20 protein-coding genes are annotated in these 22,686 nt (G+C 45.6%); 17 read left to right on the forward strand and 3 right to left on the reverse strand.

The annotated features are described in order from the left end of the window. Positions 1 to 58 precede the first annotated feature (58 nt). The 9 genes from D6855_RS01220 to mnmA are packed head-to-tail and all read left to right on the forward strand — an operon-like array spanning position 59 to position 10,217. A complete protein-coding gene (locus tag D6855_RS01220; RefSeq protein WP_120737213.1) occupies positions 59 to 277 on the forward strand; it encodes a cation transporter in 219 nt (72 codons plus the stop codon). A gap of 53 nt (positions 278 to 330) precedes the next feature. Beyond that, a complete protein-coding gene (locus D6855_RS01225) occupies positions 331 to 2,229 on the forward strand; it encodes a heavy metal translocating P-type ATPase (RefSeq protein ID WP_120737215.1) in 1,899 nt (632 codons plus the stop codon). Between the two features lie 19 nt (positions 2,230 to 2,248). Continuing rightward, entirely contained in the window at positions 2,249 to 4,147 is a 1,899-nt protein-coding gene (locus D6855_RS01230) for a serine hydrolase domain-containing protein (RefSeq protein WP_120737217.1), read from the forward strand. Positions 4,148 to 4,205: 58 nt separating this feature from the next. Further along, positions 4,206 to 5,036, forward strand: a complete 831-nt coding sequence (locus D6855_RS01235) for a purine-nucleoside phosphorylase (protein ID WP_120737219.1) — start codon at positions 4,206 to 4,208, stop codon at positions 5,034 to 5,036. Positions 5,037 to 5,039: 3 nt separating this feature from the next. Next, positions 5,040 to 6,341, forward strand: a complete 1,302-nt coding sequence (locus D6855_RS01240; RefSeq protein ID WP_120737221.1) for an amidohydrolase — start codon at positions 5,040 to 5,042, stop codon at positions 6,339 to 6,341. A 2-nt stretch (positions 6,342 to 6,343) separates the two neighbouring features. Continuing rightward, positions 6,344 to 8,035 (forward strand): MutS-related protein, encoded by a 1,692-nt coding sequence (locus tag D6855_RS01245; protein WP_120737223.1) that lies wholly within the window; start codon positions 6,344 to 6,346, stop codon positions 8,033 to 8,035. A gap of 15 nt (positions 8,036 to 8,050) precedes the next feature. Next, the gene (gene rnhA, locus D6855_RS01250; protein WP_120737225.1) at positions 8,051 to 8,545 is read left to right on the forward strand and encodes a ribonuclease HI; all 495 of its coding nucleotides are present in this window, start codon (positions 8,051 to 8,053) and stop codon (positions 8,543 to 8,545) included. Then, on the forward strand, positions 8,542 to 9,138 hold the full coding sequence (locus D6855_RS01255; protein WP_120737227.1) for a metallophosphoesterase: 597 nt from the start codon (positions 8,542 to 8,544) through the stop codon (positions 9,136 to 9,138). The genes rnhA and D6855_RS01255 overlap by 4 nt, the downstream gene beginning before the upstream one ends. Beyond that, positions 9,135 to 10,217 (forward strand): tRNA 2-thiouridine(34) synthase MnmA, encoded by a 1,083-nt coding sequence (mnmA, locus tag D6855_RS01260; RefSeq protein ID WP_243111754.1) that lies wholly within the window; start codon positions 9,135 to 9,137, stop codon positions 10,215 to 10,217. Before D6855_RS01255 ends, mnmA begins: the two co-directional genes overlap by 4 nt. 60 nt (positions 10,218 to 10,277) lie before the next feature. Here the strand turns inward: mnmA and D6855_RS01265 are convergent, their stop codons facing one another. From D6855_RS01265 to D6855_RS01275, 3 genes are all read right to left on the reverse strand, one after another. Beyond that, complete coding sequence (locus tag D6855_RS01265) at positions 10,278 to 11,282, reverse strand: substrate-binding domain-containing protein (protein WP_120737231.1); 1,005 nt, start codon at positions 11,280 to 11,282, stop codon at positions 10,278 to 10,280. A gap of 14 nt (positions 11,283 to 11,296) precedes the next feature. Further along, the gene (locus tag D6855_RS01270) at positions 11,297 to 13,309 is read right to left on the reverse strand and encodes a methyl-accepting chemotaxis protein (RefSeq protein WP_120737233.1); all 2,013 of its coding nucleotides are present in this window, start codon (positions 13,307 to 13,309) and stop codon (positions 11,297 to 11,299) included. Between the two features lie 122 nt (positions 13,310 to 13,431). Beyond that, positions 13,432 to 13,956 carry a shikimate kinase gene (locus D6855_RS01275; RefSeq protein ID WP_120737235.1) on the reverse strand — a complete coding sequence of 175 codons (525 nt, stop codon included), beginning with the start codon at positions 13,954 to 13,956 and terminating at the stop codon, positions 13,432 to 13,434. A gap of 132 nt (positions 13,957 to 14,088) precedes the next feature. On the opposite strand from D6855_RS01275, the gene D6855_RS01280 reads away from it, so the two are divergent. From D6855_RS01280 to D6855_RS01315, 8 genes are all read left to right on the forward strand, one after another. Continuing rightward, the gene (locus tag D6855_RS01280) at positions 14,089 to 14,640 is read left to right on the forward strand and encodes a TetR/AcrR family transcriptional regulator (protein WP_120737237.1); all 552 of its coding nucleotides are present in this window, start codon (positions 14,089 to 14,091) and stop codon (positions 14,638 to 14,640) included. Between the two features lie 10 nt (positions 14,641 to 14,650). Beyond that, positions 14,651 to 15,601: a MurR/RpiR family transcriptional regulator gene (locus D6855_RS01285; RefSeq protein ID WP_120737239.1), complete on the forward strand. Its 951-nt coding sequence runs from the start codon at positions 14,651 to 14,653 to the stop codon at positions 15,599 to 15,601. Further along, the gene (locus D6855_RS01290; RefSeq protein WP_120737241.1) at positions 15,594 to 16,883 is read left to right on the forward strand and encodes an NAD(P)/FAD-dependent oxidoreductase; all 1,290 of its coding nucleotides are present in this window, start codon (positions 15,594 to 15,596) and stop codon (positions 16,881 to 16,883) included. The genes D6855_RS01285 and D6855_RS01290 overlap by 8 nt, the downstream gene beginning before the upstream one ends. A 41-nt stretch (positions 16,884 to 16,924) precedes the next feature. Beyond that, positions 16,925 to 17,590 (forward strand): (d)CMP kinase, encoded by a 666-nt coding sequence (gene cmk / locus D6855_RS01295; RefSeq protein WP_120737243.1) that lies wholly within the window; start codon positions 16,925 to 16,927, stop codon positions 17,588 to 17,590. A gap of 11 nt (positions 17,591 to 17,601) precedes the next feature. Further along, positions 17,602 to 18,453: a 4-hydroxy-3-methylbut-2-enyl diphosphate reductase gene (ispH, locus tag D6855_RS01300; RefSeq protein ID WP_120737245.1), complete on the forward strand. Its 852-nt coding sequence runs from the start codon at positions 17,602 to 17,604 to the stop codon at positions 18,451 to 18,453. After that, positions 18,434 to 19,582: a 30S ribosomal protein S1 gene (rpsA, locus tag D6855_RS01305; protein WP_120737247.1), complete on the forward strand. Its 1,149-nt coding sequence runs from the start codon at positions 18,434 to 18,436 to the stop codon at positions 19,580 to 19,582. The genes ispH and rpsA overlap by 20 nt, the downstream gene beginning before the upstream one ends. A gap of 87 nt (positions 19,583 to 19,669) precedes the next feature. Continuing rightward, positions 19,670 to 21,289 carry a response regulator gene (locus D6855_RS01310; RefSeq protein WP_243111755.1) on the forward strand — a complete coding sequence of 540 codons (1,620 nt, stop codon included), beginning with the start codon at positions 19,670 to 19,672 and terminating at the stop codon, positions 21,287 to 21,289. Then, complete coding sequence (locus tag D6855_RS01315) at positions 21,286 to 22,626, forward strand: sensor histidine kinase (RefSeq protein ID WP_120737251.1); 1,341 nt, start codon at positions 21,286 to 21,288, stop codon at positions 22,624 to 22,626. Before D6855_RS01310 ends, D6855_RS01315 begins: the two co-directional genes overlap by 4 nt. Positions 22,627 to 22,686 lie beyond the last annotated feature (60 nt).

The raw sequence follows: 22,686 nt of genomic DNA on the forward strand, positions 1-22,686 counted from the left end.
ACCGCAGAACATCAATTAAAATTATGAGTGCCACGTTAAGTGGAAGAAAGGTGGAAATATGAAGAAGACATATAAGTGTGAGGTAGATTGTGCAAACTGTGCAGCTAAGATGGAAGAGGCTGTTAAGAAGATAGATGGCGTAGTAAGCGCAAGAGTTAATTTCATGACTCAGAAGTTCACATTGGAAGCTGAGGAAGACGTATTTGATAAGGTATTCGATGCAGCAGTTAAGGCCTGCAAAAAAGTAGAACCTGATTGTGAGATCGAGACAGCTTAAAATGTGAAGGTCGCCGTTTGCGGCGACCCTCTTTATGAAATGAGGCGATTTACATGACCAAGAAACAAAAGAAAGTAAGAAACAGGATCATCATTGTGCTCATCATGTTCGCATCCCTTATGATCCTTGAAAAAACAGGAGTTTTAGATCCTATTCCATGGTACGGACAGTTCGTGATATTCCTCGTACCATACATAATAATCGGTTATGACGTCATTAAGAAGGCGTGTATCAATATAAGCCACGGACAGGTCTTTGACGAGAACTTCCTTATGATGATCGCAACCTTCGGAGCTTTTGGCATCGGAGAGTATTCAGAGGCCCTGGCGGTAATGCTCTTTTACCAGGTGGGCGAGCTCTTCCAGAGCGTAGCCGTATCCAAGTCAAGGCAGTCCATATCTGACCTTATGAGCATCGCTCCAGAGTCGGCAAATATAGTAAGGGAAGATGGTTCCGTTGAGGAAGTTGACCCTGAGGAAGTAAGCGTTGGAGATACCATCCTTGTAAGAGCCGGTGAGAAGATCCCGGTTGATGGAACTGTACTTGAGGGTGAGTCCTTTGTAGATACTGCAGCCCTTACAGGTGAGTCAGTACCGAGACGAGTAGCAACTGGCGACGATGTGATAAGTGGCTGCGTCAACGGCGAAGGCATCCTTAAGCTCAGAGCCATAAAGGCATACGAAGATTCCACAGTTGCCAAGATCCTTGAGCTTGTGGAGAATGCCAGCAACAAGAAGTCCCGCATGGAGAACTTCATAACCAGATTTGCAAGATACTACACACCAGTAGTTACCATAGGTGCAGTGCTCCTCGCAGTGCTGCCACCACTCCTTGGACAGCTCGCTTTTTCTGACAGTATCAGAAGAGCCTGCATTTTCCTTATTGTGTCCTGTCCATGTGCTCTTGTTATCTCTGTTCCACTTGGTTTCTTTGGCGGAATCGGAGCATCCTCCAAGAAGGGTGTCCTTGTTAAGGGCAGTAACTTCCTTGAGGCCGCAGCACTTATCGACACTGTAGTTTTTGATAAGACAGGAACCATCACCAAGGGTGAGTTCAAGGTTTCAGAAATAATCCCGTCAGGTCAGAGCTCTTTTTCAGAAGACGAGCTCCTTACTCTTGCAGCAGCAGGAGAGGCCTTCTCCAATCACCCTATAGCAAGGTCCATTATCCAGTGCTATCAGGAGAGAAATGGCGGAGCAGCGCCTGATACAAGCCTTATAGATCAGGCTCAGACAAAAGAGATCGCCGGAAACGGCCTTAGTACTGTCTATAACGGAAAAGAGCTGCTTCTTGGAAACAGCAGACTCATCGATGTTCCGGCATCCATCGGACTTTTGGACGAGAGCGCAGGAACAGTTATCTACATCGGATATGATGGAAGCTACGCCGGAGCCATTGTTATCGCCGACACCATCAAGGGCGGGGTAAAAGAGGCTATTTCCTCCCTTTACGATATCGGAGTTAAGAGAGCTGTGATGCTCACTGGAGATAATAAGGACATCGCCCAGCATGTAGCTGACCAGGTTGGAATAAACGATGTGAAAGCCGGTCTCCTTCCTGCAGACAAGGTGTCTGCGGTTGAAAAAATGTTAAACGAAGAGGATAATAATAAGAGGCTTGCATTTGTTGGTGACGGCATCAACGATGCACCAGTTCTTATGAGAGCAGATGTGGGAATCGCCATGGGATCCCTTGGCAGCGACGCAGCTATTGAGGCTGCAGACATCGTTATCATGGACGATGATCTTCGCAAGATCTCATCTGTTGTCAGGATAGCCCGCAAAACGGTGAGAATCGTAAAAGAGAACATCGTCTTTGCCCTTGCTGTAAAGCTTATTATCCTGGTACTTGGCGCTCTTGGCCTTACAACCATGTGGCTTGCAGTATTTGGCGATGTTGGTGTGGCTGTGATCGCGATTCTCAATTCCATGCGAGCTTTAAATGATAAGTGATCCGCAAGGAGGATGAGATATGCCAAGAACAGAACTTGACCTGGTCTCACTTTTAATGAAAATAGTTGCCAGAGAAACTGGCGAGATCAGCAAGGTGGACTATACACCTCAGAAGAAGGCTTTTAGCCCCTTTGCTTTTCCAGATGAACAGACTTTAGAAAGAGCTACCCCCGAATCACAGGGGGTTAGCTCTGCTTTTTTTGCAAAGCTTATCCGTGACCTTTCAGAGGACAAGGAGTCAAGGATCCACAGATTTATGGCCCTTCGTCACGGTAAGGTCATCGCAGAGTGCTCCTTTGAGCCCTTTGACATGGACATGTGGCATGTGACCTACTCCATGTGTAAGAGCATCACTGGAATGGCCATTGGCATTCTTATTGATGAAGGGAAGCTTAAGCTTACTGACACCCTTCAGGATATCTTCGGGGCCAGAATGGGCCTTCGAAACACCTTAAAAAAGCAGGTTACAGTCAGGAATCTCCTTAACATGTCCAGCGGCGTTGATTTTAACGAAGCCGGCGCCATAAGCGGCAATGACTGGAGAAAGAGCTTTTTTGAGAGTTCTTATAAATTCGATCCCGGAACGAAATTTGAATACAACAGCATGAACACCTACATGCTCTCGGCAATAGTCACTGAGATCACAGGTCAGACCCTCTTTGACTTCTGCAAGGAGAGGATATTTGATCCCATGGGCATCAAGAGAGTATTCTGGGAGAGCTGCCCCCAGAGCATTACAAAGGGCGGATGGGGCCTGTTTATGCGAATCGAGGACATGGCCAAGATGGGCCAGCTGTATCTGCAGGATGGCAAGTGGAACGATGTTCAGATCGTATCAAGGCAGTGGGTGGTTGAGTCCACGGCTCTCCAGATAGAGACTCTGGATGAGGACAACCAGCACTACGGCTACCAGATATGGATCAATAACGACAGGAAAGGCTCTTTTGCCTACAACGGAATGCTGGGCCAGAACGTATTTGTCTACCCTGACATCGACATGGTAGTTGTCACAAACGCAGGTAACAAGGATGTCTTCCAGACAAGCTCCATGGCGGTCATGATAAGAGACCGCATGAAGAACGCCATTGAAGTATCTGATGAGCCGCTCCCGGAGGACCCACAGGCTCTTACTGAACTTAAGGCCATCTGCAAATCTGTGAGCCTAAGGACCACCCAGTTCCCAACCATAGAAAGGGGCGGATGGGGTAACAGGCACATCTCCATGACAACGGGATCGACAAGGCGCCGCGACAGCTCTTTTACCAAAAAGAGATTTGACTCTCCGGCTCTTTACACAAGAAATGAAGACCGGCTCATTAACACTTTCCTTAGGAGAATGTCTGGCAACATCTACGATATTGAGACCTCAGGAGTAGGTCTTTTCCCTATAATGATGCAGGTTGTCCACAACAACTTCACTGACGGCATCAGGAAAGTGGGCCTTAGGTTTACTGAAGATCGGCACTTCTTCATCGATGTATACGAGGGAGAGGTCATCTATAAGCTCAAGTGCGGTTTTGGGGACAAAAGATATATCAGCGAAATCAACATGCACGGCGAGAACTACAAGGTGTCCCTGCGGTCAGCTGTATCCAGGGATGAGTACAACAGGCTGGTCATCAGAAATGATATCTATTTCCTTGAGGAAGCCTGCATGAGGAATTTCAATATCTACTTTGATGACGAAAATCACATCGAGATAAGGCTCTCTGAGATTCCTGGAACAGAGATGCTGATGAACACTATGAAGACAGTAAAGGCAGAGAGCAGCGGCATTGAGGCCACCATCATCAACAAGCTCCTTAAGGGAGGCATGAAGGAAGCCCTTGAGCATGCGGTCAGGAACACGATTCAGCCGGTTATCTTTGGAACTTTAGAAAACCCTGAGTTTATTATGCCCACTGATGAGGAAAGTTAAGGCCTCCTATGATATACTAGGAAAAGGTTATGTTTAGAAAACAGAAAGAGGTATTAATATGTCAAATCCAACTTATGAAAAGCTTTTAAAGTGCAGAGATGCAGTCAGAAAGATCACAGACTTTGAGCCTGATATAGCTCTTGTCCTTGGCTCAGGTCTTGGCGCGTTTGCAGATAATATCAAGGTGGAGTGCGAGGTTTCCTACAGCGATATCCCTGGATTCCCTGTTTCCACAGTTCCAGGACATGCTGGAAAGTTCATCTTTGGATATCTTGGAAAAAAGAAGATCGTATGCATGAAGGGAAGAGTTCACTACTACGAGGGCTACGATATCAGCGATGTAGTGCTCCCTGCAAGACTTATGCATCTTCTTGGGGCTAAGATCCTTTTCCTTACCAATGCAGCAGGTGGTCTTGGAAAGGGCTTTAATGCCGGAGACCTTATGCTTATCACAGATCATGTTTCAATCTTTGCTCCTAATCCTCTTATCGGACCAAACATCGATGAGATGGGACCAAGATTTGCTGATATGTCTGATGTCTACAAGAAGGACCTTCAGAGCGTTATCAAGAAGGTTGCCAAGAAGAACGGCATCGATCTTAAAAAAGGTGTTTACTGCCAGCTCACAGGACCATCCTTTGAGTCTCCTGCTGAGATCAAGCTCCTTGGTAAGCTTGGAGTATCTGCAGTTGGCATGAGCACTGTAGTAGAAGCAATCGCTGCTAACCACTGCGGAATGAGAGTCTGCGGAGTATCCTGTATCAGTAACCTGGCAGCAGGTATCTCAGATGAGCCTCTTTGCCACGAGGAAGTTCAGGAGGCAGCAGATAAGGCAGCGCCACTTTTCACCAAGCTTGTAGCTGAGTCAATCAAAAAGTTTGAGGTTTGATGTATGAATATAAGATTCTTTAACGCAAGAATTTTAACCATGGAGGATGGAAAAGAGATAATAGAAGGCCAGCTCTTTGTCAGAGAAAAACGCATTCTTTTTGTGGGAACTGATGATGAAGCAAGGAGCTACTGCGACAACCATCCTGACGAAGTGCTTAAGTGGGACAGGGAGATAGACTGTCATGGAAATCTTCTTATGCCAGGCTTTAAGAATGCCCACACCCATTCAGCCATGACTCTTATGAGATCCAAGGCTGATGACCTGCCACTTCAGGACTGGCTTAACAACCAGATCTTCCCTATAGAAGCCAAGATGACAGCAGAGGACATCTATCATCTTAGTAAGATCGCCATTATGGAGTATCTTACAAGTGGTATCACTGCTGCATTTGAGATGTATCTGACACCATATTCTGTTGCAGATTCCTTCAGGGACTGCGGAATGAGATGCGTTCAGACCAGCTGCGTAAACAACTTCAGCCAGTCTGTGGAGCTTTTAGAGGATTACTACAACGACTTAAACGGAAGAGATGAGTACAACTCATTTATCATAGGAGTTCACGCTGAGTATACCTGCTCAAAAGAGCTCCTTACCAAGGTTTCTGAGCTGACTCACAAATACAAGGCTCCATTCTGGGCCCACATTCAGGAGACTGAGTCTGAGCTTATGGAGTGCGTTGAGAGATATGGAATGTCTCCAATACAGTTCTTTGACAGTCTTGGACTGTTTGACTACGGCGGAGGCGGATACCACGTGGTATGGACCAATGAGCATGACAGAGAGATCATGAAAAACAGAGGTCTCTATGCCGTAACTAACCCTGGCTCCAACTGCAAGCTTGCAAGTGGAATAGCACCAATCAAGGAGTACCTTGAAAAGGGCATTCCAGTAGCGATCGGTACAGATGGACCTGCCAGCAACAACTGTCTTGATATGTTCAGGGAGATGTTCCTTGTTACTGGTCTTGCCAAGATCAAGAACATGGATGCCAGCAGCGTAGATGCCATGGAAGTACTTAAGATGGCAACAGTTAACGGAGCTCACGCTATGGGACTTAATGACGCAGATACCCTTTCTGAGGGTAAGCTTGCTGATATCATCATGCTTGATCTGTCCCAGCCAAACATGCAGCCAATAAACAATATCCCCAAGAATATTGTCTATAGCGGCAGTAAGAGCAACGTACTTATGACCATGATCGGTGGAATCATCCGCTATGAGAACGGCCAGTTCAACATCGGAGTAGAGCCATCGGAAGTTTACAGTAAGGCAGAAGAGATTAGTAAGAGGTTATATAGCTGATAATGGATAGAAGTGATGCATACATGATTCTTGTCATAGTCGTTGTCTTCATTGTGGGCGCATTCGCCTTGGGACTTCGGGACAAGATAAACGCCAGAAAGGCCCTTATCAAAAAGCTTCAAAAGGAATACGGCTCTGAACCCCACAGGAATTACAAGGAGAGAGACAGAGAGCACCTTTTGGGATTTTATAAAAACCACAGGGAGGGCTTCCAGATCGACGATACCACCTGGAACGACCTTTCCATGGACAATGTCTATGACAGGCTGGACTATTGCCTTTCCGCTGCAGGAGAGGAGTATCTTTATCACATGCTCCGAACTCCCAGGCAGGAGGATGACTTTGAAGACCTGGAAAAGAAAATAGACTTTTTCCAGAAGGAAGATGACAAGCGTTTAAAAATCCAGCTGATATTCTCTGAGATAGGAAATAACAGCAAGTATTCGATTTACGACTACATAGATTTCCTTAAAAAAGTGAACAATGCTGGAAATACCATGCATTATGTAATGCTTGTACTTCTGGTGGCTTCTTTTGTTACCATCTTTTTTAAGTTCGTTCTGGGCTTTGGTGCATTTCTCATTATCATGGTTGCCCAGATAATTACGTATTTTAAGATAAAGGGTGATATTGACCCTTATCTTGTGACCTATGGCTACATCATGAGAGTCATAAAGTCCATAGACAAGTTTAGCGGGATTCAGGACGAGGCCCTCTCTGGAGACGTTGCAGAGCTTAAGGAAATCGGTAAGAGCTTTACATCATTCAAGGCCTTTGCGGGCATCCTTCTTTCTCCAACCAGGATGAACTCCAGTGGCAATCCTCTAGACCTTATCATGGACTACATCAGGATGGTCACACACATTGACCTTATCAAGTTCAACCAGATGTATAAGGAGATCATGAGTAAGAGGGACAAGCTTGACCGCATCCTTGAGATCACAGGAAGGATCGAGGCCTGCATCTCAATAGCCTGCTTTAGGGCTTCCTTTGCGGATTCTTACTGCGTTCCTGAGTTTGGAGGAAGCTCTTTTACCGGAAAAGAGCTGTTCCATCCCCTTATCACAGATCCAGTTGCCAACGATATTGAGTCCGAGACAGGAGTGCTCCTTACAGGTTCCAACGCATCAGGTAAGTCCACATTCCTTAAGACCTGCGCCATAGACGCTATCCTTGCCCAGTCCATCCACACGGTTCTAGGAAGGAACTACAAAGCGCCTCTTTACAGGATCTACTCATCAATGGCTCTTAAGGATGATATCTTTGAAGGCGACAGCTACTACATCGTAGAGATCAAATCCATAAAGAGGATCCTTGACGCAGCCCTTGCTACTGGCAATCAGGTTCTCTGTTTTGTGGATGAAGTGCTTAGAGGCACCAATACAGTTGAGAGAATTGCAGCTTCAACACAGATCCTTAAAAAACTCTCTGAGGAGAAGGTTCAGTGCTTTGCTGCAACCCATGATATTGAGCTGACAGCTCTTTTGAAGGACAGATATGACATCTATCACTTTGAGGGAGATGTTACGGACAACGACGTTAAGTTTGATTACAGGATCAGAAAGGGCCCTGCAACCACCAGGAATGCTATTAAGCTCCTTGGAGTACTGGGCTATGAAAAAGAGCTTGTGGACGATGCCCAGAAAATGGCGGATGGCTTCCTTGAAAAAGGCAGCTGGGAAGCAGCTTTTTGAAATGAAAGGATATAGATGAAGGTTAGTATTTATTCAGACGGGTCAGCCAGAGGCAATCCGGACGGACCAGGAGGATACGGAGTCCTGCTTCGCTACGTGGATGCTTCAGGAGTTGCCCATGAAAAGGAAATAAGCGCAGGGTACGACAAGACCACCAACAACAGGATGGAGCTTATGGGTGCCATAAAGGGACTTGAGGCTTTAAACCGCCCCTGCGATGTGGAGATGTTTACTGATTCCAAGTACGTATTATCCGGCTTTACGGAAGGCTGGATAAAGAGCTGGCTCAAAAACGGCTGGAAGACAGCAGGCAAAAAGCCAGTCAAGAATGTGGAGCTGTGGCAAAGGCTCATTAAGGCAGCAGAGCCCCACAACGTAAAGTGGAACTGGGTCAAGGGACACAATGGACATCCTGAAAACGAGAGGTGCGATGAACTTGCTACTTCTGCGGCAGATCAGGATCCCGCCTTTCTTTTACACGACGACGGAACAGGATTATACGAGGAATGATCTACTATATAGCAGACTGTCATTTCTTCCATGCAGCCTTAAATGACAAGATGGACATGAGGGGCTTTTCTTCTGTGGAAGAGATGAACGAATACATGGTAAAAAAATGGAATGACAAGGTCACGGCCTCAGATACAGTTATTGTTATCGGAGACCTATCCCTTGGAAAGAGCAGGGAGACAGAGGAGCTCCTCTCTTCCTTAAAGGGCAAGATTTGTCTCATTCGTGGTAATCACGACAAGTACCTTGATGCTGCGGACTTTGACAGTTCAAGGTTTGAATGGATCTGTGACTACAGGGAAATCACTGATTCCCAGAGGAAGGTTGTTCTTTGTCACTATCCGATTCCCTTTTACAATGGCCAGTACAGGCTCAAAAAGAGCGGAGAGCCCAAGACCTACATGCTCTATGGCCACGTCCATGAGACAAGAGACGAGGTCCTTATGCAGCAGTTTATAAGGCAGATCCAGGAAACACCCTATACGCCTATCCACGGGGAACACACAGCTGTTATCCCCTGCAATATGATCAACTGCTTTTGCAAGAGATCAGACTATGAACCATTATCACTATCAGAATGGATAAATCTATGAGCGAAGAAAAAAGAAAAGCTCTGATAGCTATGAGCGGTGGCGTTGACAGTTCAGTTGCCGCCGCTTTGATGACTGAAAAGGGCTTTGACTGCATGGGATGTACCATGCGTCTATATGAAAACGACATGATCGGTGAGGACCTCTTTGGTACCTGCTGCAGCTTAAATGACACGCAGGATGCCAGGGCTGTGTGCGAACGCATAGGTATTCCTTACAACATCTATCACTATGAGTTTCAGTTTAAGGAAAAGGTCATTGAGCCCTTTGTGTGCAGCTACGAGAAGGGCGAGACACCAAACCCCTGCATTGGATGCAACAAGTACCTTAAGTTTGACATTCTCTATGAGAAGGCAAAAGAACTTGGATACGACAATATAGTAACCGGTCACTACGCAAGGATCGAGGAGAGAGAGGACGGACACTTCTATCTTCTTAAGGCCAGGGACTTAAGTAAGGACCAGAGCTACGTACTTTATAACCTGTCAGAAGAACAGCTTCGACACACCTATTTCCCGCTTGGAGACCTTACCAAACCTGAAGTCAGGGAGATTGCTGACAAGAACGGCTTTGTGACATCCCACAAGAAGGAGAGTCAGGATATATGCTTTGTTCCTGATGGGGACTATGCAGCCATGATAAAGCGCTATCGTGGCAGGGAGTATCCTGAGGGAGATTTCGTGGACCTTGAAGGAAATGTCCTTGGAAGGCATGAGGGAATAATAAACTACACCATTGGTCAGCGAAGAGGCCTTGGAATCCCGGCTGACAGAAGGCTCTATGTTAAAAAGCTTGATGTCGCTGGAAACAGAGTCATCCTTGCTGATGACAAGGACCTTTTCGAGAGAGAAGTAAGCGTCAGAGAATTCCACTGGATAACAGGGGATAAGCCTACGGGGGATTTTAGATGCAGTGCCAAGATCAGGTACAGGCACAAAGAGCAGCCTGCAACTGTTACAGTTATTGATGAAGACCACGTAAAGGTGATCTTTGATGAACCTCAAAGAGCTATAACTCCCGGACAGTCAGCTGTATTCTACGACGGAGACGTAGTCCTTGGAGGCGGAATAATAGAAAACTAAATATGTGTAGTAAAAAAGGGCTTTGGATATCTCTATCCAAAGCCCTGTATTTTTGTTTGTTTACTTTATGGATGCTGCGTTAGATTTATCAACTGGCTCAAATGGTACCCATACATAGAGGCCATCTGATGTTACATATTCAACATCCTTACAGGTTCCCTTCTTGGCAAGAGCTATAGCTGCTTCTACGCAGGATGCGCCCTGTCCCTTAGCGGACTGGTAAACAGTAAACTGCATTCCGCCATCAAGGATTGACTGACAACCGTCAGCGGTAGCATCGATACCTACTACAGGAACTGATGCTGTATCAATACCAAGTTCGTTCATGGCCTGAACTACGCCAAGAGCCATGGAATCGTTGTTACAGATAACACAGTCATAAGGCTGTCCTGTCTTAAGGAAGAGCTTGAACTCATCAGTTGCCTTCTGGGTATCCCAGTAAGCTGTATCGTTGAATACGAAGTTTGCGTTAACGCCAACGTTCTTAAAGTATTTCTTAACGGCCTTTGTTCTGTTCACAGCAGCAGGGTGACCTGGTTGACCCTGGAAAAGAACTATGTTGAGGCTGCTTGGTTTTCCAAGCTTGTTCCAAACGTATTCAGCCTGCATTGTACCTGCATCTATCTCATAACTTCCAACGTACATATACTTGTCAGCCTTAAGATATGCTGCATCTGGCTGGGTGTTTGTAAACAGGATAGGAATATCTCCGGCTGTCACCTCAAGCTGAAGAGCAGTAGCTGCATCTACAGGATTACAGATGATAGCATCATATCCCTTTGCTGCTGCATCTCTGATCTGGGCAACCTGTTCATCAACTGTAGCACAGGGAGTTCCAACATCAACTGTAACTCCGCTGCTCTTACCAGCCTCTATAACTGAGTTCATTACGAGCTCTTTGAAATCATCAAGGGTCAGGGTGGAGAAGTATACTTTTACTCCGGAACCATCAACGGATCCGCCACCACCTTTAGAAGCGCTTCCACAACCTGTAACTGATAAAGCTACTAATACACCGGCGATAACGCCTGTCAGAATTCTTTTAAGAGATCTTTTCTTTAACATGGCTTATCCCCTCCTCAAATCTTAAACTTCTGAACATAGGATGTAAGAGTCTGGGAAGTCTCCGCAAGCTCGTGGGAATTGTCTGCCACATCCTGACTGCTCTTTGTGATATTGTTTGCCATTTCAACCATGTTCTCACTGGTTGCGAGGATCTCATCAGCACTGGCTGCCTGCTCCTCGGAAATAGCAGCTACGTTAGTTGCTACGTCATCAACCTTCTGGATATCATCTATCATGGCCTCGATAAGACCATTGGATTCCTGAATGTTGTTATAGATCTGATCAAAGGTTCCAACAGCAACATGAATAAGATCTGAGTTCTCTCTTATGCTGTCAGCACTTTCGTTGGCCTTTCCAACTGCTTCGCCGATAAGTCTCTTAACCTCGTCAATGAGGTTTGAGATGTCCTGAGCGCTCTGGGCTGAAGTCTGTGCCAGCTTGGCAATCTGAGTAGCAACGACTGCAAAGCCCTTACCTGCTTCACCAGCTCGTGCAGCCTCAATACTTGCATTGAGGGAAAGGAGATTGGTCTCTTCAGCGATCTCACCGATCATTCCAACGATATTGGTGATCTCCTCAGAAGCAGCACCAACCTTGTTGATGGACTCTACAAGTCTCTCGTTGGATTCTGAGATTCCATTCATGGCCTCGGAGAGCTTCTCCATATCCTGACGGCCCTGCTGGGAGATCTCAACTGTTTCCTTCATGCTTTCATTAGCCTTGTCACTGTTATCTCTTGTATCAGCAACAACCTGGGCGAGGGTAGTAGCGTTATTTGCAATGTCGTTAACAGCTGTAGCCAGCTGATCAACGGTTTCATTGAGCTGCTGCATGGCCTCAGCCTGGGACTGGGATGCTTCGTACATGGTCTTTGATACTCTGTCGGAGTTATCAGACTCTTCCTGAAGTTTGTCAGATTCCTGACTGATATGGGACAGCATACTTCTCATGGATGCTACGAAGTCTGAAACCTTGCTGCCCATAACACCGATCTCATCGTTACTTGAGGAGTCGACGTCAATTGTGAAGTCACCCTCTGACATGGAAGCGATGTTGTTGGAGATATTGCCAAGAGGAGCAATAACTCTTCTGACAACGAACAGGATAAGAATAACAATAAGAACAATTGCTATTGCACCAACTATTGCCAGGATTGTACCCATCTGAGCAACGGATTTTAGAATAACATTTGTTGGGATGTATGATACTAAAACCCAGTCAGTTCCCGATACTTCAGAGAATGCAACCATGTAATCGCCGATCTCTTTACTGGTAAGATCGCTTTCATCGATAGACTTGCAGGCGCCTGCTAAAAGCTCATCAGAGCTGCTCTGTGAGAGAGTGGTTCCTACAAGTCCTGTTTCTCTGTGGGCAAGGATCTTGTTGTCGTTGGTATCTACCAGGAAAGAGCTGGCATCAGTCATCTTTACACCGGAGTTTACGATGATCATTATCTTGTTCAGGGTAACGTCAGCGCCGATGATCTTAATTACGTCTGAACCGTCATTTAAGATACCAGTGGCACTTATAACTGTTTCACCCTGGTCATTTGTGTATGAAGTTCCGTATGCCATGGCTATGCGGCTGATACCCTGTTTAAACCAGGTGCTCTCGGTTATGTTCGCATCTGACATATCAGACTCCGTAGCCTTATAGAGCTTTCCATCGGTTGTTCCGATATAGAAGCCCTTTGGCGAATCGGAATTATAGCCATAGAAAGAATCAAGAATGCCAGTAAGCTCTGCTTCGCTGGGATTCATGCTCTCAATGGTGTGTTTTACAGTCTGGAAATAGGTCAGATTCTCAGCCAGCCACGCTTCGATGTTATCGGACTGGTTGGAGATTGAGGATTCCAGTGTTTCCAAAGCCATTTCTGTCATTCTGCGCTTGGAAACTGAGGCCGCAATGTTGACAAGTGCCAGAACTGTGATGATTACAACAGGAATGATGTACATAAGGAGCTTGGTACTGATCTTCTTGTTTTTCTTCTTCACAGCAGTAGATGTGATTTCCCCGTTTGTGCTCATAGTTTTGTCTCCTGTTATTAAAGTAATAAATATTTACAAGACTTTCCTATAATTATAGCACTTTCGGGGTAGGATATAGACTATATAACGATATAATTTACATTATTTTAAGAAAATGTTGGTCAGTTTTTTGAATTATCAGAAAAAAGCGAAGCAACCTTCCCGGTTACCTTCTCAAGGGAATCTCTTCCCTCGTCCACGGTAATATCTGCATACTTTTCGTAAAGAGCAGATCGCTCCTGGTAAAGAGAATCCAGTGTCTGTCCATCCTTCATGACTACGCCTCGCTGCTTGGCGTGATGGAGACGCTTTTTCAAAGTCTCAAGGCTTACCTTTAAGTAGACTACCTGGCCAATTTCCTTGTAGTGCTCCATGGCCTCTTTTCCATAGACAACGCTTCCGCCTGTGGCGATAACAGTTCTGTCAGCTTCTATCTCTGAATTGATGCGGTTTTCAATGGCTACAAAGCCGTCAACTCCCTCATCCTCGATGATCTTGGAGAGCTTACGTCCCTCTTTTTCCTGGATAACAATATCAGCATCTATGAAACGATACCCCAGTATCTTAGCGAGAATTACGCCAACTGTACTCTTTCCTGAGGTGGGCATTCCTATGAGTATGATGTTATTTTTTTTACTGTCTGACATATCGCATCTCCTTGAAAAAAATTCATTTCATTCTATCACAGTTTACGTGGGGAAAGTACATTGACACCACTATTTTCTTAATATAAAATAATAACGCACGCAATTATTCGCGGGCACGATGGGAGGAAATAAATGTCTAGAAAAGCAACAATCACGCAGAAAGAGATCGTTAATGCGGCGTTTAAAATAACAAGGAAAGAGGGCTTTGAGCAGATCACATCAAGAAAACTCGCAGCAGCAGCTGGCTGTTCAACACAGCCTATTTTCCGTATCTATGAGAACATGGATGCCCTCAAGAAGGACGTCTATGACAAGGCAGCAGAGTACTATCTTGAGTATTATGATGAGTGCAGCAAGACCCACGATGTTCCTTTTGTGGACCTTGGCCTTGCATATATTGGATTTGCGCAGAAATACCCTCATCTGTTCAGACTTCTTTTCATTTCTGAGCAGGGATCAGAGTCTAAGAGCATGTATGACCTTGTAAACGGCAATTCTGAGAACGTTGTAAAAGAGATCAACAGAGCTCAGGCTAAGGGTGCATCCAATGCACAGCAGCTCTTTATGCAGATGTGGATCTTTATCCACGGCGCAGGCTGCATGGCAGTTACAGGCGATTATGACCTTGATGAAGCTACTTCTGTAAGTATGCTTGAGTCAGCATACATGGCATTTAGCCGCTGATGGTGGTCATATGAAGTTTGACGCGGACGTAGATGTAGTTACCAGGATAAATGAATGCTACTCCAGGATGAGTAAGGGCAAAAAGAACATTGCCACTTATGTCATCGAGCACTACGAGCAGGCAGTATTTATGAAGGCTGCTGAGCTTGGCAAGATTGTTGGCGTCAGTGAGTCAACAGTTGTGAGATTCGCCATGAGTCTTGGCTACGAGGGATATCCTGAGTTCCAGAAGTCCCTTGCTGAGTGGGTCTCCGACAAATTTGGATCAGTAGAAAAAGTGGGCAGACGATTTGGAAAGAGCAGCGAGGGAGAGATCCTTTCATCGATCCTTCAGTCTGATATTTCCAATATCGAGCACACTATCAATAATATTGATGTGGCTGCTTTTAAAACAGCAGTTGATATCATTCTTAAGGCAAGAACAGTTTACATTGTAGGTATTAGGAGCTGTGAGCCTCTGGCAGATTTCCTGCACTTTTATCTCAACATGATAAGGGGCGGTAATGTCCTGATAAAGACAACCAGCGTCAGCGAGATGTTTGAGCAGATGATCAGAATCGGAGACAGGGACTGCATCATAGGTATCAGCTTCCCAAGATATTCCATGCGTACGCTTAAGTGCATGGAGTTTGCCAACGACAGAAATGCCAAGGTCATCACCATAACAGACTCGGTTCATTCACCCATGAACCTGTACTCCTCCTGCAATATCCTTGCAAAGAGCGAGATGGCATCTATAGTTGATTCTCTTGTCGCACCTCTTAGCGTTATAAATGCTCTTGTTGTAGCACTTTGTATGAAGAGGCCCAATGAAGTTAAGGCAGATCTTCAGATGCTTGAGGAAGTCTGGAACAACTATCAGGTATACTTAAACGATGAAATAGATTTTGCTTCTGACGACGTGGCTATGCATTTGCCAGGACCACTTAGGGATAAGTCAGATGAGGAAGAATATGAATAAAATAGCAGTGATCGGCTGCGGTGCAGCTGGTATGATGGCGGCGCTTGCTGCTGCGGAGAGCGGCGGGAGCGTCACTATTTTTGAGAAAAATGAAAAACCCGGGAAAAAGATCTATATCACAGGAAAGGGCCGCTGTAATGTGACCAATGCCTGCGATGTAGAGGACTATTTTGACCATGTCATGAGAAATCCCAGGTTCTTATACAGTGCAGTTTACAGCTATGACAATGAGGCAGTAATGCACTTCTTTGAAAAGAACGGCTGTCATTTAAAGGTAGAGCGCGGAGACAGGGTGTTTCCTGTTTCAGACCACTCATCTGATATTATAAGGACCCTTTACGAAGCTGTTAAAAAAGCAGGTGTTTCTGTTTTGTTTAATACGCAGGTTCATTCGGTGGAGGCTCAGTCTGGCAGGGTATCAGCTGTTACTTATTCAAGTGACGATGACCCGATTACCAGAGAAGAGTTTGACAAGGTCATCATCTGCACAGGAGGAATGTCCTATCCATCAACCGGATCAACTGGAGATGGATACAGATTTGCCAGGGATCTTGGCCATGAGATTGTTTCAGCACGTCCTTCTCTTGTACCTTTTGAGATTCAGGAGGAGTGGTGCACAAGGCTCCAGGGCCTGTCACTTAAGAACGTGACCCTTAAGATGTATCAGTATAAGAGCGACGAAGAGATGGCTGCAGCTAATGCTCCCGGCAAAAAGAAGGCGAAGCCTGTATATGAGGGCTTTGGAGAGATGCTCTTTACCCACTTTGGCATAAGCGGACCAATCGCCCTTACAGCCAGCTGTTACTACGAAAAAGAAAAGAAGGCAAGGCTCCTTTTGGACCTTAAGCCTGCTCTTTCTGCCGAGCAGCTTGATAAGAGGATCCTTAGGGACTTCGATGATGCTCCAAATAAACAGTTTAAAAATGTGATAGGATCTCTTTTCCCATCAAAGCTTGTGCCTGTAATGGTGGAGCTGTCCGGGATCGATCCTGAAAAGAGCGTAAATAACGTAACCAGAGAAGAGAGAACAGCTTTTGTAAACCTCATCAAAAATGTCCCGATGACAATAACTGGCACAAGGGGCTTTAATGAGGCTATAATAACCAGAGGCGGAGTCAAGGTAAAAGAGATCGACCCGTCCACCATGGAATCCAAGATTGTTTCGGGGCTTTACTTTGCGGGAGAAGTTCTGGATGTAGACACCGAGACTGGTGGATTCAACCTGCAGGTTGCCTGGTCTACAGGGCATCTTGCCGGAGTATCAGCTGCCAGTGAGGAGTGACTTTTAGGCAGCACAAGTTAGTAATTGGAGGAATTTTAGTAATGAGTAGAAGTATCGCAATCGACGGACCTGCAGGAGCAGGAAAGAGCACAATAGCCAAGAAGGTAGCCAAATCCCTTGGCTTCATATATGTGGACACAGGAGCAATGTACAGGGCAATGGCTCTTTACATGATCAAGCAGGGAATTGATGCATCAGAGTCAGATAAGATCAGCGCGACCTGCACCACAGCAGACATCACTATAAAGCATGAGAACGGCGAGCAGGTGGTATACCTTAACGGCGAAAATGTAAACGGTCTTATAAGAACTGAAGAGGTTGGAAACATGGCCTCAGCCAGCAGCGTAAACGGAGATGTTCGAAAGAAACTGGTTGAGCTTCAGCAAAAACTTGCAGAGACTACAGACGTAGTAATGGATGGCCGCGACATCGGAACTGTTGTACTCCCGGGTGCAGACCTTAAGGTTTATCTTACAGCAAGCTCAAGAGTACGCGCAGAGCGCCGCTACAAGGAGCTTGTGGCTAAGGGAGTTGAGTGTAACCTTGATGACATCGAGAAGGACATCATTGACCGCGACTACCGCGACATGCACCGTGAGAATTCACCTCTCATGCAGGCAGAGGACGCGGTTCTCGTAGATTCATCCGACATGACCATTGATGGAGTAGCAGACAGGATCCTTGAACTGTACAGAGAAAGAGTCTGATAGGAGTTTTTATGGAAGTAATTGTAGCTGAGCATGCTGGTTTCTGCTTTGGAGTGACAAAAGCGGTTGAAACAGTTTATGACCAGATAGATAGCAAAAAAGCGAATATTTATACATTTGGACCCATCATCCACAACGAGATCGTCGTTGGAGACCTGGAGAGCAAAGGCGTCAAGGTTATAGAGAGCGTTGATGACCTTAAAGGCGTAACAGAAGGAACCGTTGTCATCAGGTCCCACGGCGTAACCAAAGAGGTTCACAAGGCATTAGAGGAAACAGGCCTTGAGATCATAGATGCCACCTGTCCTTTCGTTAAGAGGATCCACAGGATCGTGGAAGAGGAGAGTAAAAAGGGCAAGAGCATCATTGTAGTTGGCAGCAAGACTCATCCAGAGGTTGAGGGTATCGTAAGCTACGCCAGTGGCCCTGTTTACGTGGTTGAATCACCCGAAATGGCAGATAAATTCCAAGGTGACAAAACAAAAGATTACACAGTCGTGTCCCAGACTACCTTTAACAAAAACAAATTTCAAGAAACCATTGAATTAATTGAAAATTATGGTTACAATATTAATATTGTGAATACTATATGCAACGCCACTGACGAGAGGCAGTCTGAAGCGGAGGAGATAGCTTCCCGTGCAGATGTAATGATAGTTATAGGCGGTGCGCATAGCTCAAACTCAAGAAAACTCTACGAGATATGCGCTGCGAGATGTGATCGCACATATTTTATTCAGACACTGGATGACCTCAAACTGGAGATACCAGAGGGGGCCAGACTAGTGGGCATTACCGCCGGGGCTTCAACCCCAAAGAACATTATTGAGGAGGTTCAGAAACATGTCAGAACAAACTTTTGAACAGATGCTTAACGAATCGTTCAAAACAATTCACACAGGGGAGGTTGTAGAGGGAACTGTTATTGACGTTAAGCCTGACGAGATAATCCTTAACATTGGTTACAAGTCCGACGGTGTACTTACCAAGAACGAATACTCTAACGACAACAGTATTGACCTTACAACAGCCGTTAAAGTTGGTGATACAATGGACGTTAAGGTCCTTAAGACCAACGATGCTGATGGTCAGGTCATTCTTTCATACAAGAGACTTGCACTTGACAGAGGCAACAAGAGAATTGAGGAAGCCTTCAACAACAAAGAGGTACTTACAGCTAAGGTTGTTCAGGTACTTGAGGGTGGACTTACAGTAGTAGTTGACGAAGTAAGAATATTTATACCAGCTAGTCTCGTATCAGACAGCTATGAGAAGGATCTTTCCAAGTATCAGGATCAGGAGATCCAGTTCGTAGTAACTGAGTATAATCCTAAGAGACGCAGATACATCGGTAACCGCAGAATGCTTGTTACAGCTGAGAAGGCTGAGGCAGCCAAGAAGCTCTTTGATACAATCAAGGCTGGCGATGTAGTTGACGGTGTAGTTAAGAACGTTACAGACTTTGGTGCCTTCATTGATCTTGGTGGCGCAGACGGACTCCTTCACATCTCAGAGATGAGCTGGGGAAGAGTTGAGAGCCCTAAGAAGGTATTCAAGATTGGCGATACAGTTAAGGTACTTGTTAAGAGTATCGATGGCAGCAAGATCGCTCTTTCAAGAAAGTTCGACAACGAGAACCCTTGGAAGGATGCTACTGAGAAGTATGCAGTAGGCAACGTAGTTAAGGGCAAGGTTGCAAGGATGACAGACTTTGGTGCTTTCGTAGAGCTTGAGCCTGGTATCGACGCACTTCTTCATGTATCTCAGATTGCAAAAGAGCACATTGAGAAGCCTGCAGATGTCCTTAAGGTTGGCGATGAGGTTGAGGCTAAGATCGTTGATTTCAACGAAGCTGACAAGAAGATCAGCCTTTCAATCAAGGCTATGTTCGCTCCAGAGAAAGAGGAGGAAGCTCCTGCAGAAGAAGAGGGCGATGTAGTATCTGTTGATATCGACAAGGTTATCGCCGAGCAGAGCGAAGAGAATGAATAATTTACAGCCGTGGCTGTGTAAGGAGGTGGATTCATTCCACCTCCTTTTTTCAAGAAAAGATATTTCTTTTTCGTGGGAGTTTGGGGTATGTTAAAGGTTTTTTTGGCTGAAGATGAATTCGTGGTACGGGAAGGTATCAAAAACAATATCGACTGGAATGGGGCAGGTTATGAATTTTGCGGAGAGGCTGGCGACGGAGAGCTGGCCTACTCCATGATCCAGAAGCTAAGGCCCGACATTCTTATCACTGATATCAAGATGCCGTTTATGGACGGCCTCGCACTTAGCCGCATGGTCAAGGCGCAGTTCCCAAACATTGAGATAATCTTACTTACAGGCTATGAAGATTTTGAGTTTGCCAAGGAGGCAATTAAGATTGGCGTATCCTCATATCTCTCAAAACCTATTAGTGGTGAAAATCTCCTTAAGGAGATCGGCGTTGTTGCTGAAAAGCTCGAGGAGAAGAACAGAGAGCTTGAAATAAGACGCATGTACGAAGAGGACATGAAGGAGAGGACCGAGCTTGATAAGCATGACTTCTTCGAAGACCTTGTTAAGGGTTCAAGAGACCTTCCATACATCCTTAAGCGTGCTAAGGAACTGGATATAGACATTTCCGGCCTTAGCTATAACATTATCCTTCTTAAGATCTGGTCCATCAAGCACGAGAGCGGAGAGTTCTCAAATACTGTAGTTAAAGTGGCAGACCAGGTGGCAGATCTCGTTGAGGAAATGGGTGGTCTTATCTTTGATATGAACCTGGACAGCAAGGCTATACTTCTGAAGGGTGACTTTGAAAAAGAGACTAATGAAGCGGTTTCCGGAATCATTGAGAGGATGAAGGAGCTCTTTTCCCAGTATCCAAATATCAGGTACTTCGGAGGAGTTGGTAAGCCGGTTGAGAGGATCACTGATATCCCAACGAGCTTTAAGCTGGCAAGCCGCGCCTTTGCACATCTGTACCTCAACACAGGCAACGACTTCCTTGTGGGGTCAGAAGGTGCGGTACATTCAAAGGGCGACGATATCATCATTTCTGAGATAGATCCAAGACATATCGACAGGCGCCACGTCAAGGAGTTCTTAAGACGAGGCGAGGAGTCAGAGGCTGAGTACTTCCTTGAAGAGTTCTTTGAGGGAATGGGACAGGATGCCCTTCGCTCCAACATGCTGCGCCAGTATATCGCCATGGATGTGTACTTCTGCGTGGCAGACTTTGTGGAGAATGACCTTCTTCTTAACAGGAGCGAGCTGGGAGATCAGATTCCTGCAGCGGACCTTCTTGGAGACGAACAAAAGACCAAAGATTTCCTTGTAGATATCCTTAAAAAAGCCGTTACTTTAAGGAAAGACAGTTCCCAGGGTGGCGTAAGGGATGTGGTCAAGGAAGTGATCGCATACATCGATGAGAATTACAGCGACGACGAGCTGTCCCTAAACAAGCTGGCAGCCCACGTGAACTTCTCACCAAACCACTTAAGCGCTGTGTTCAGGCAGGAGACAGGGCAGCCCTTTATCAAGTACCTTACGGACTTTAGGCTTGAGAAGGCAAAAGAGCTGCTTCTGGAAACCTCAAAAAAGAGCAGCGAGATAAGTCTTCTTGTGGGATACAAAGATCCCCACTATTTCTCATACCTGTTTAAAAAGACCCAGGGCATGACCACAACCCAGTACAGGGGCAAAGGACGCGTGGAGGGCGATGAATGAGAGAGTTTTTCGGGAAAAACAAAAACCAAAATAAATCCCGTCTGGCTTCTCAGATAAGATTGTCCTACCTGGTGCTACTTCTTCCAAACCTGGTGTTCATGATCTATGCCTTCTACAACCTGTACCTCATAAATGTCAGGTACAACGACATGTTAAATAGCGTGGTTGTAGCGTCAGAGTTCTCCCTTGATTTTAAGAACGACTTTGACTATGAGACATATCTTCTTATCGTAGGTAACGTACTTCCTGAGGATTCCAAGATCCCAACGCTTTTGTCTGACGCGAGGGGCGTAGTAGATTCCCTTAAGCTCATCACAGATACGCCGGACAACAAGAAGAGGCTTGAAAGTGCTGAGAAGTACCTCAATAACCTTGAAGGGTACATTAAGAACATCACTGAGAACCTGGACTACGACGACCGGTATGAGGCAAACATGCTGATCTGGGAGAACGACGTTCAGATAGTGACAGCTCTTTTGCAGGAGACCATCAACGAGTATATCTACTATGAGAACAGGCAGATCCAGACTGCCCAGCAGCAGAACAGGCAGTACTATCTTGATATTATAAAGCTATTGTCAGTGATTCTTGTGATAACCATCGTATCTATCCTTGTTATCTCTATTGTTGGGCCACTTATCATCACAAGACCTATCGAGGAGCAGGTTACCAGGGAGCAGAAACAGCTCAGGAAGGCGGAGTTTGAGCTGTTGCAGGCTCAGATCAATCCCCACTTTTTGTATAACACCTTAGATGCCATTGTCTGGTCCGCTGAGGCTGGCAATGAGAAGCAGGTTGTTAAGATGGTAGGGTCTCTGTCCGAGTTCTTCAGGTCATCTCTTAACAAGGGAAAAGAGATCGTAACAATCCGCGAGGAACTGTCCCACGTAAGGAGTTATCTGGAGATCCAGCAGATAAGATACCAGGATATCCTGGACTACGAGATTGATGTTCCAGAGGAGCTTTATGTAAATCAGATCCCCAAGATCACCGTGCAACCTGTTGTTGAGAACGCTCTTTACCACGGCATCAAGCAGAAAAGAGGCGGCGGCAAGATAAGTGTTACTGGCTACGAGGACGGGGCAGATTACTGCATTAAGGTTACTGATAACGGAATCGGAATGGATCCCGACAGACTTAAGGAAGTAAGGGATGGTCTTACAGACGCAAATCCCGACTCCAAAAAGATATACGGCCTCTATAACGTAAATCAGAGAATAAGACTTGATTTTGGCGATGAATACGGGCTTTCTATCGATTCTGTCTACGACGAGGGAACAACTGTTACAATTCGTCTCCCGAAAAAATCAACCGAAATCGTAAAAAAATCAAACTAAATAGAATAAAAGTAAAAATTCCAACTTCTTTTCATGTATATGTCCATGGTTATTTTACTT

It is taken from the genome of Butyrivibrio sp. CB08, from assembly GCF_003625485.1.
GTDB lineage: Bacteria > Bacillota > Clostridia > Lachnospirales > Lachnospiraceae > Butyrivibrio.

Bases quoted from the DNA above. Each gene is read 5' to 3' on its own strand.
- D6855_RS01220 (WP_120737213.1), top strand. From the start codon at position 59: ATGAAGAAGACATATAAGTGTGAGGTAGATTGTGCAAACTGTGCAGCT.
- D6855_RS01225 (WP_120737215.1), top strand. From the start codon at position 331: ATGACCAAGAAACAAAAGAAAGTAAGAAACAGGATCATCATTGTGCTC.
- D6855_RS01230 (WP_120737217.1), top strand. From the start codon at position 2,249: ATGCCAAGAACAGAACTTGACCTGGTCTCACTTTTAATGAAAATAGTT.
- D6855_RS01235 (WP_120737219.1), top strand. From the start codon at position 4,206: ATGTCAAATCCAACTTATGAAAAGCTTTTAAAGTGCAGAGATGCAGTC.
- D6855_RS01240 (WP_120737221.1), top strand. From the start codon at position 5,040: ATGAATATAAGATTCTTTAACGCAAGAATTTTAACCATGGAGGATGGA.
- D6855_RS01245 (WP_120737223.1), top strand. From the start codon at position 6,344: ATGGATAGAAGTGATGCATACATGATTCTTGTCATAGTCGTTGTCTTC.
- rnhA (WP_120737225.1), top strand. From the start codon at position 8,051: ATGAAGGTTAGTATTTATTCAGACGGGTCAGCCAGAGGCAATCCGGAC.
- D6855_RS01255 (WP_120737227.1), top strand. From the start codon at position 8,542: ATGATCTACTATATAGCAGACTGTCATTTCTTCCATGCAGCCTTAAAT.
- mnmA (WP_243111754.1), top strand. From the start codon at position 9,135: ATGAGCGAAGAAAAAAGAAAAGCTCTGATAGCTATGAGCGGTGGCGTT.
- D6855_RS01265 (WP_120737231.1), bottom strand. From the start codon at position 11,282: ATGTTAAAGAAAAGATCTCTTAAAAGAATTCTGACAGGCGTTATCGCC.
- D6855_RS01270 (WP_120737233.1), bottom strand. From the start codon at position 13,309: ATGAGCACAAACGGGGAAATCACATCTACTGCTGTGAAGAAGAAAAAC.
- D6855_RS01275 (WP_120737235.1), bottom strand. From the start codon at position 13,956: ATGTCAGACAGTAAAAAAAATAACATCATACTCATAGGAATGCCCACC.
- D6855_RS01280 (WP_120737237.1), top strand. From the start codon at position 14,089: ATGTCTAGAAAAGCAACAATCACGCAGAAAGAGATCGTTAATGCGGCG.
- D6855_RS01285 (WP_120737239.1), top strand. From the start codon at position 14,651: ATGAAGTTTGACGCGGACGTAGATGTAGTTACCAGGATAAATGAATGC.
- D6855_RS01290 (WP_120737241.1), top strand. From the start codon at position 15,594: ATGAATAAAATAGCAGTGATCGGCTGCGGTGCAGCTGGTATGATGGCG.
- cmk (WP_120737243.1), top strand. From the start codon at position 16,925: ATGAGTAGAAGTATCGCAATCGACGGACCTGCAGGAGCAGGAAAGAGC.
- ispH (WP_120737245.1), top strand. From the start codon at position 17,602: ATGGAAGTAATTGTAGCTGAGCATGCTGGTTTCTGCTTTGGAGTGACA.
- rpsA (WP_120737247.1), top strand. From the start codon at position 18,434: ATGTCAGAACAAACTTTTGAACAGATGCTTAACGAATCGTTCAAAACA.
- D6855_RS01310 (WP_243111755.1), top strand. From the start codon at position 19,670: ATGTTAAAGGTTTTTTTGGCTGAAGATGAATTCGTGGTACGGGAAGGT.
- D6855_RS01315 (WP_120737251.1), top strand. From the start codon at position 21,286: ATGAGAGAGTTTTTCGGGAAAAACAAAAACCAAAATAAATCCCGTCTG.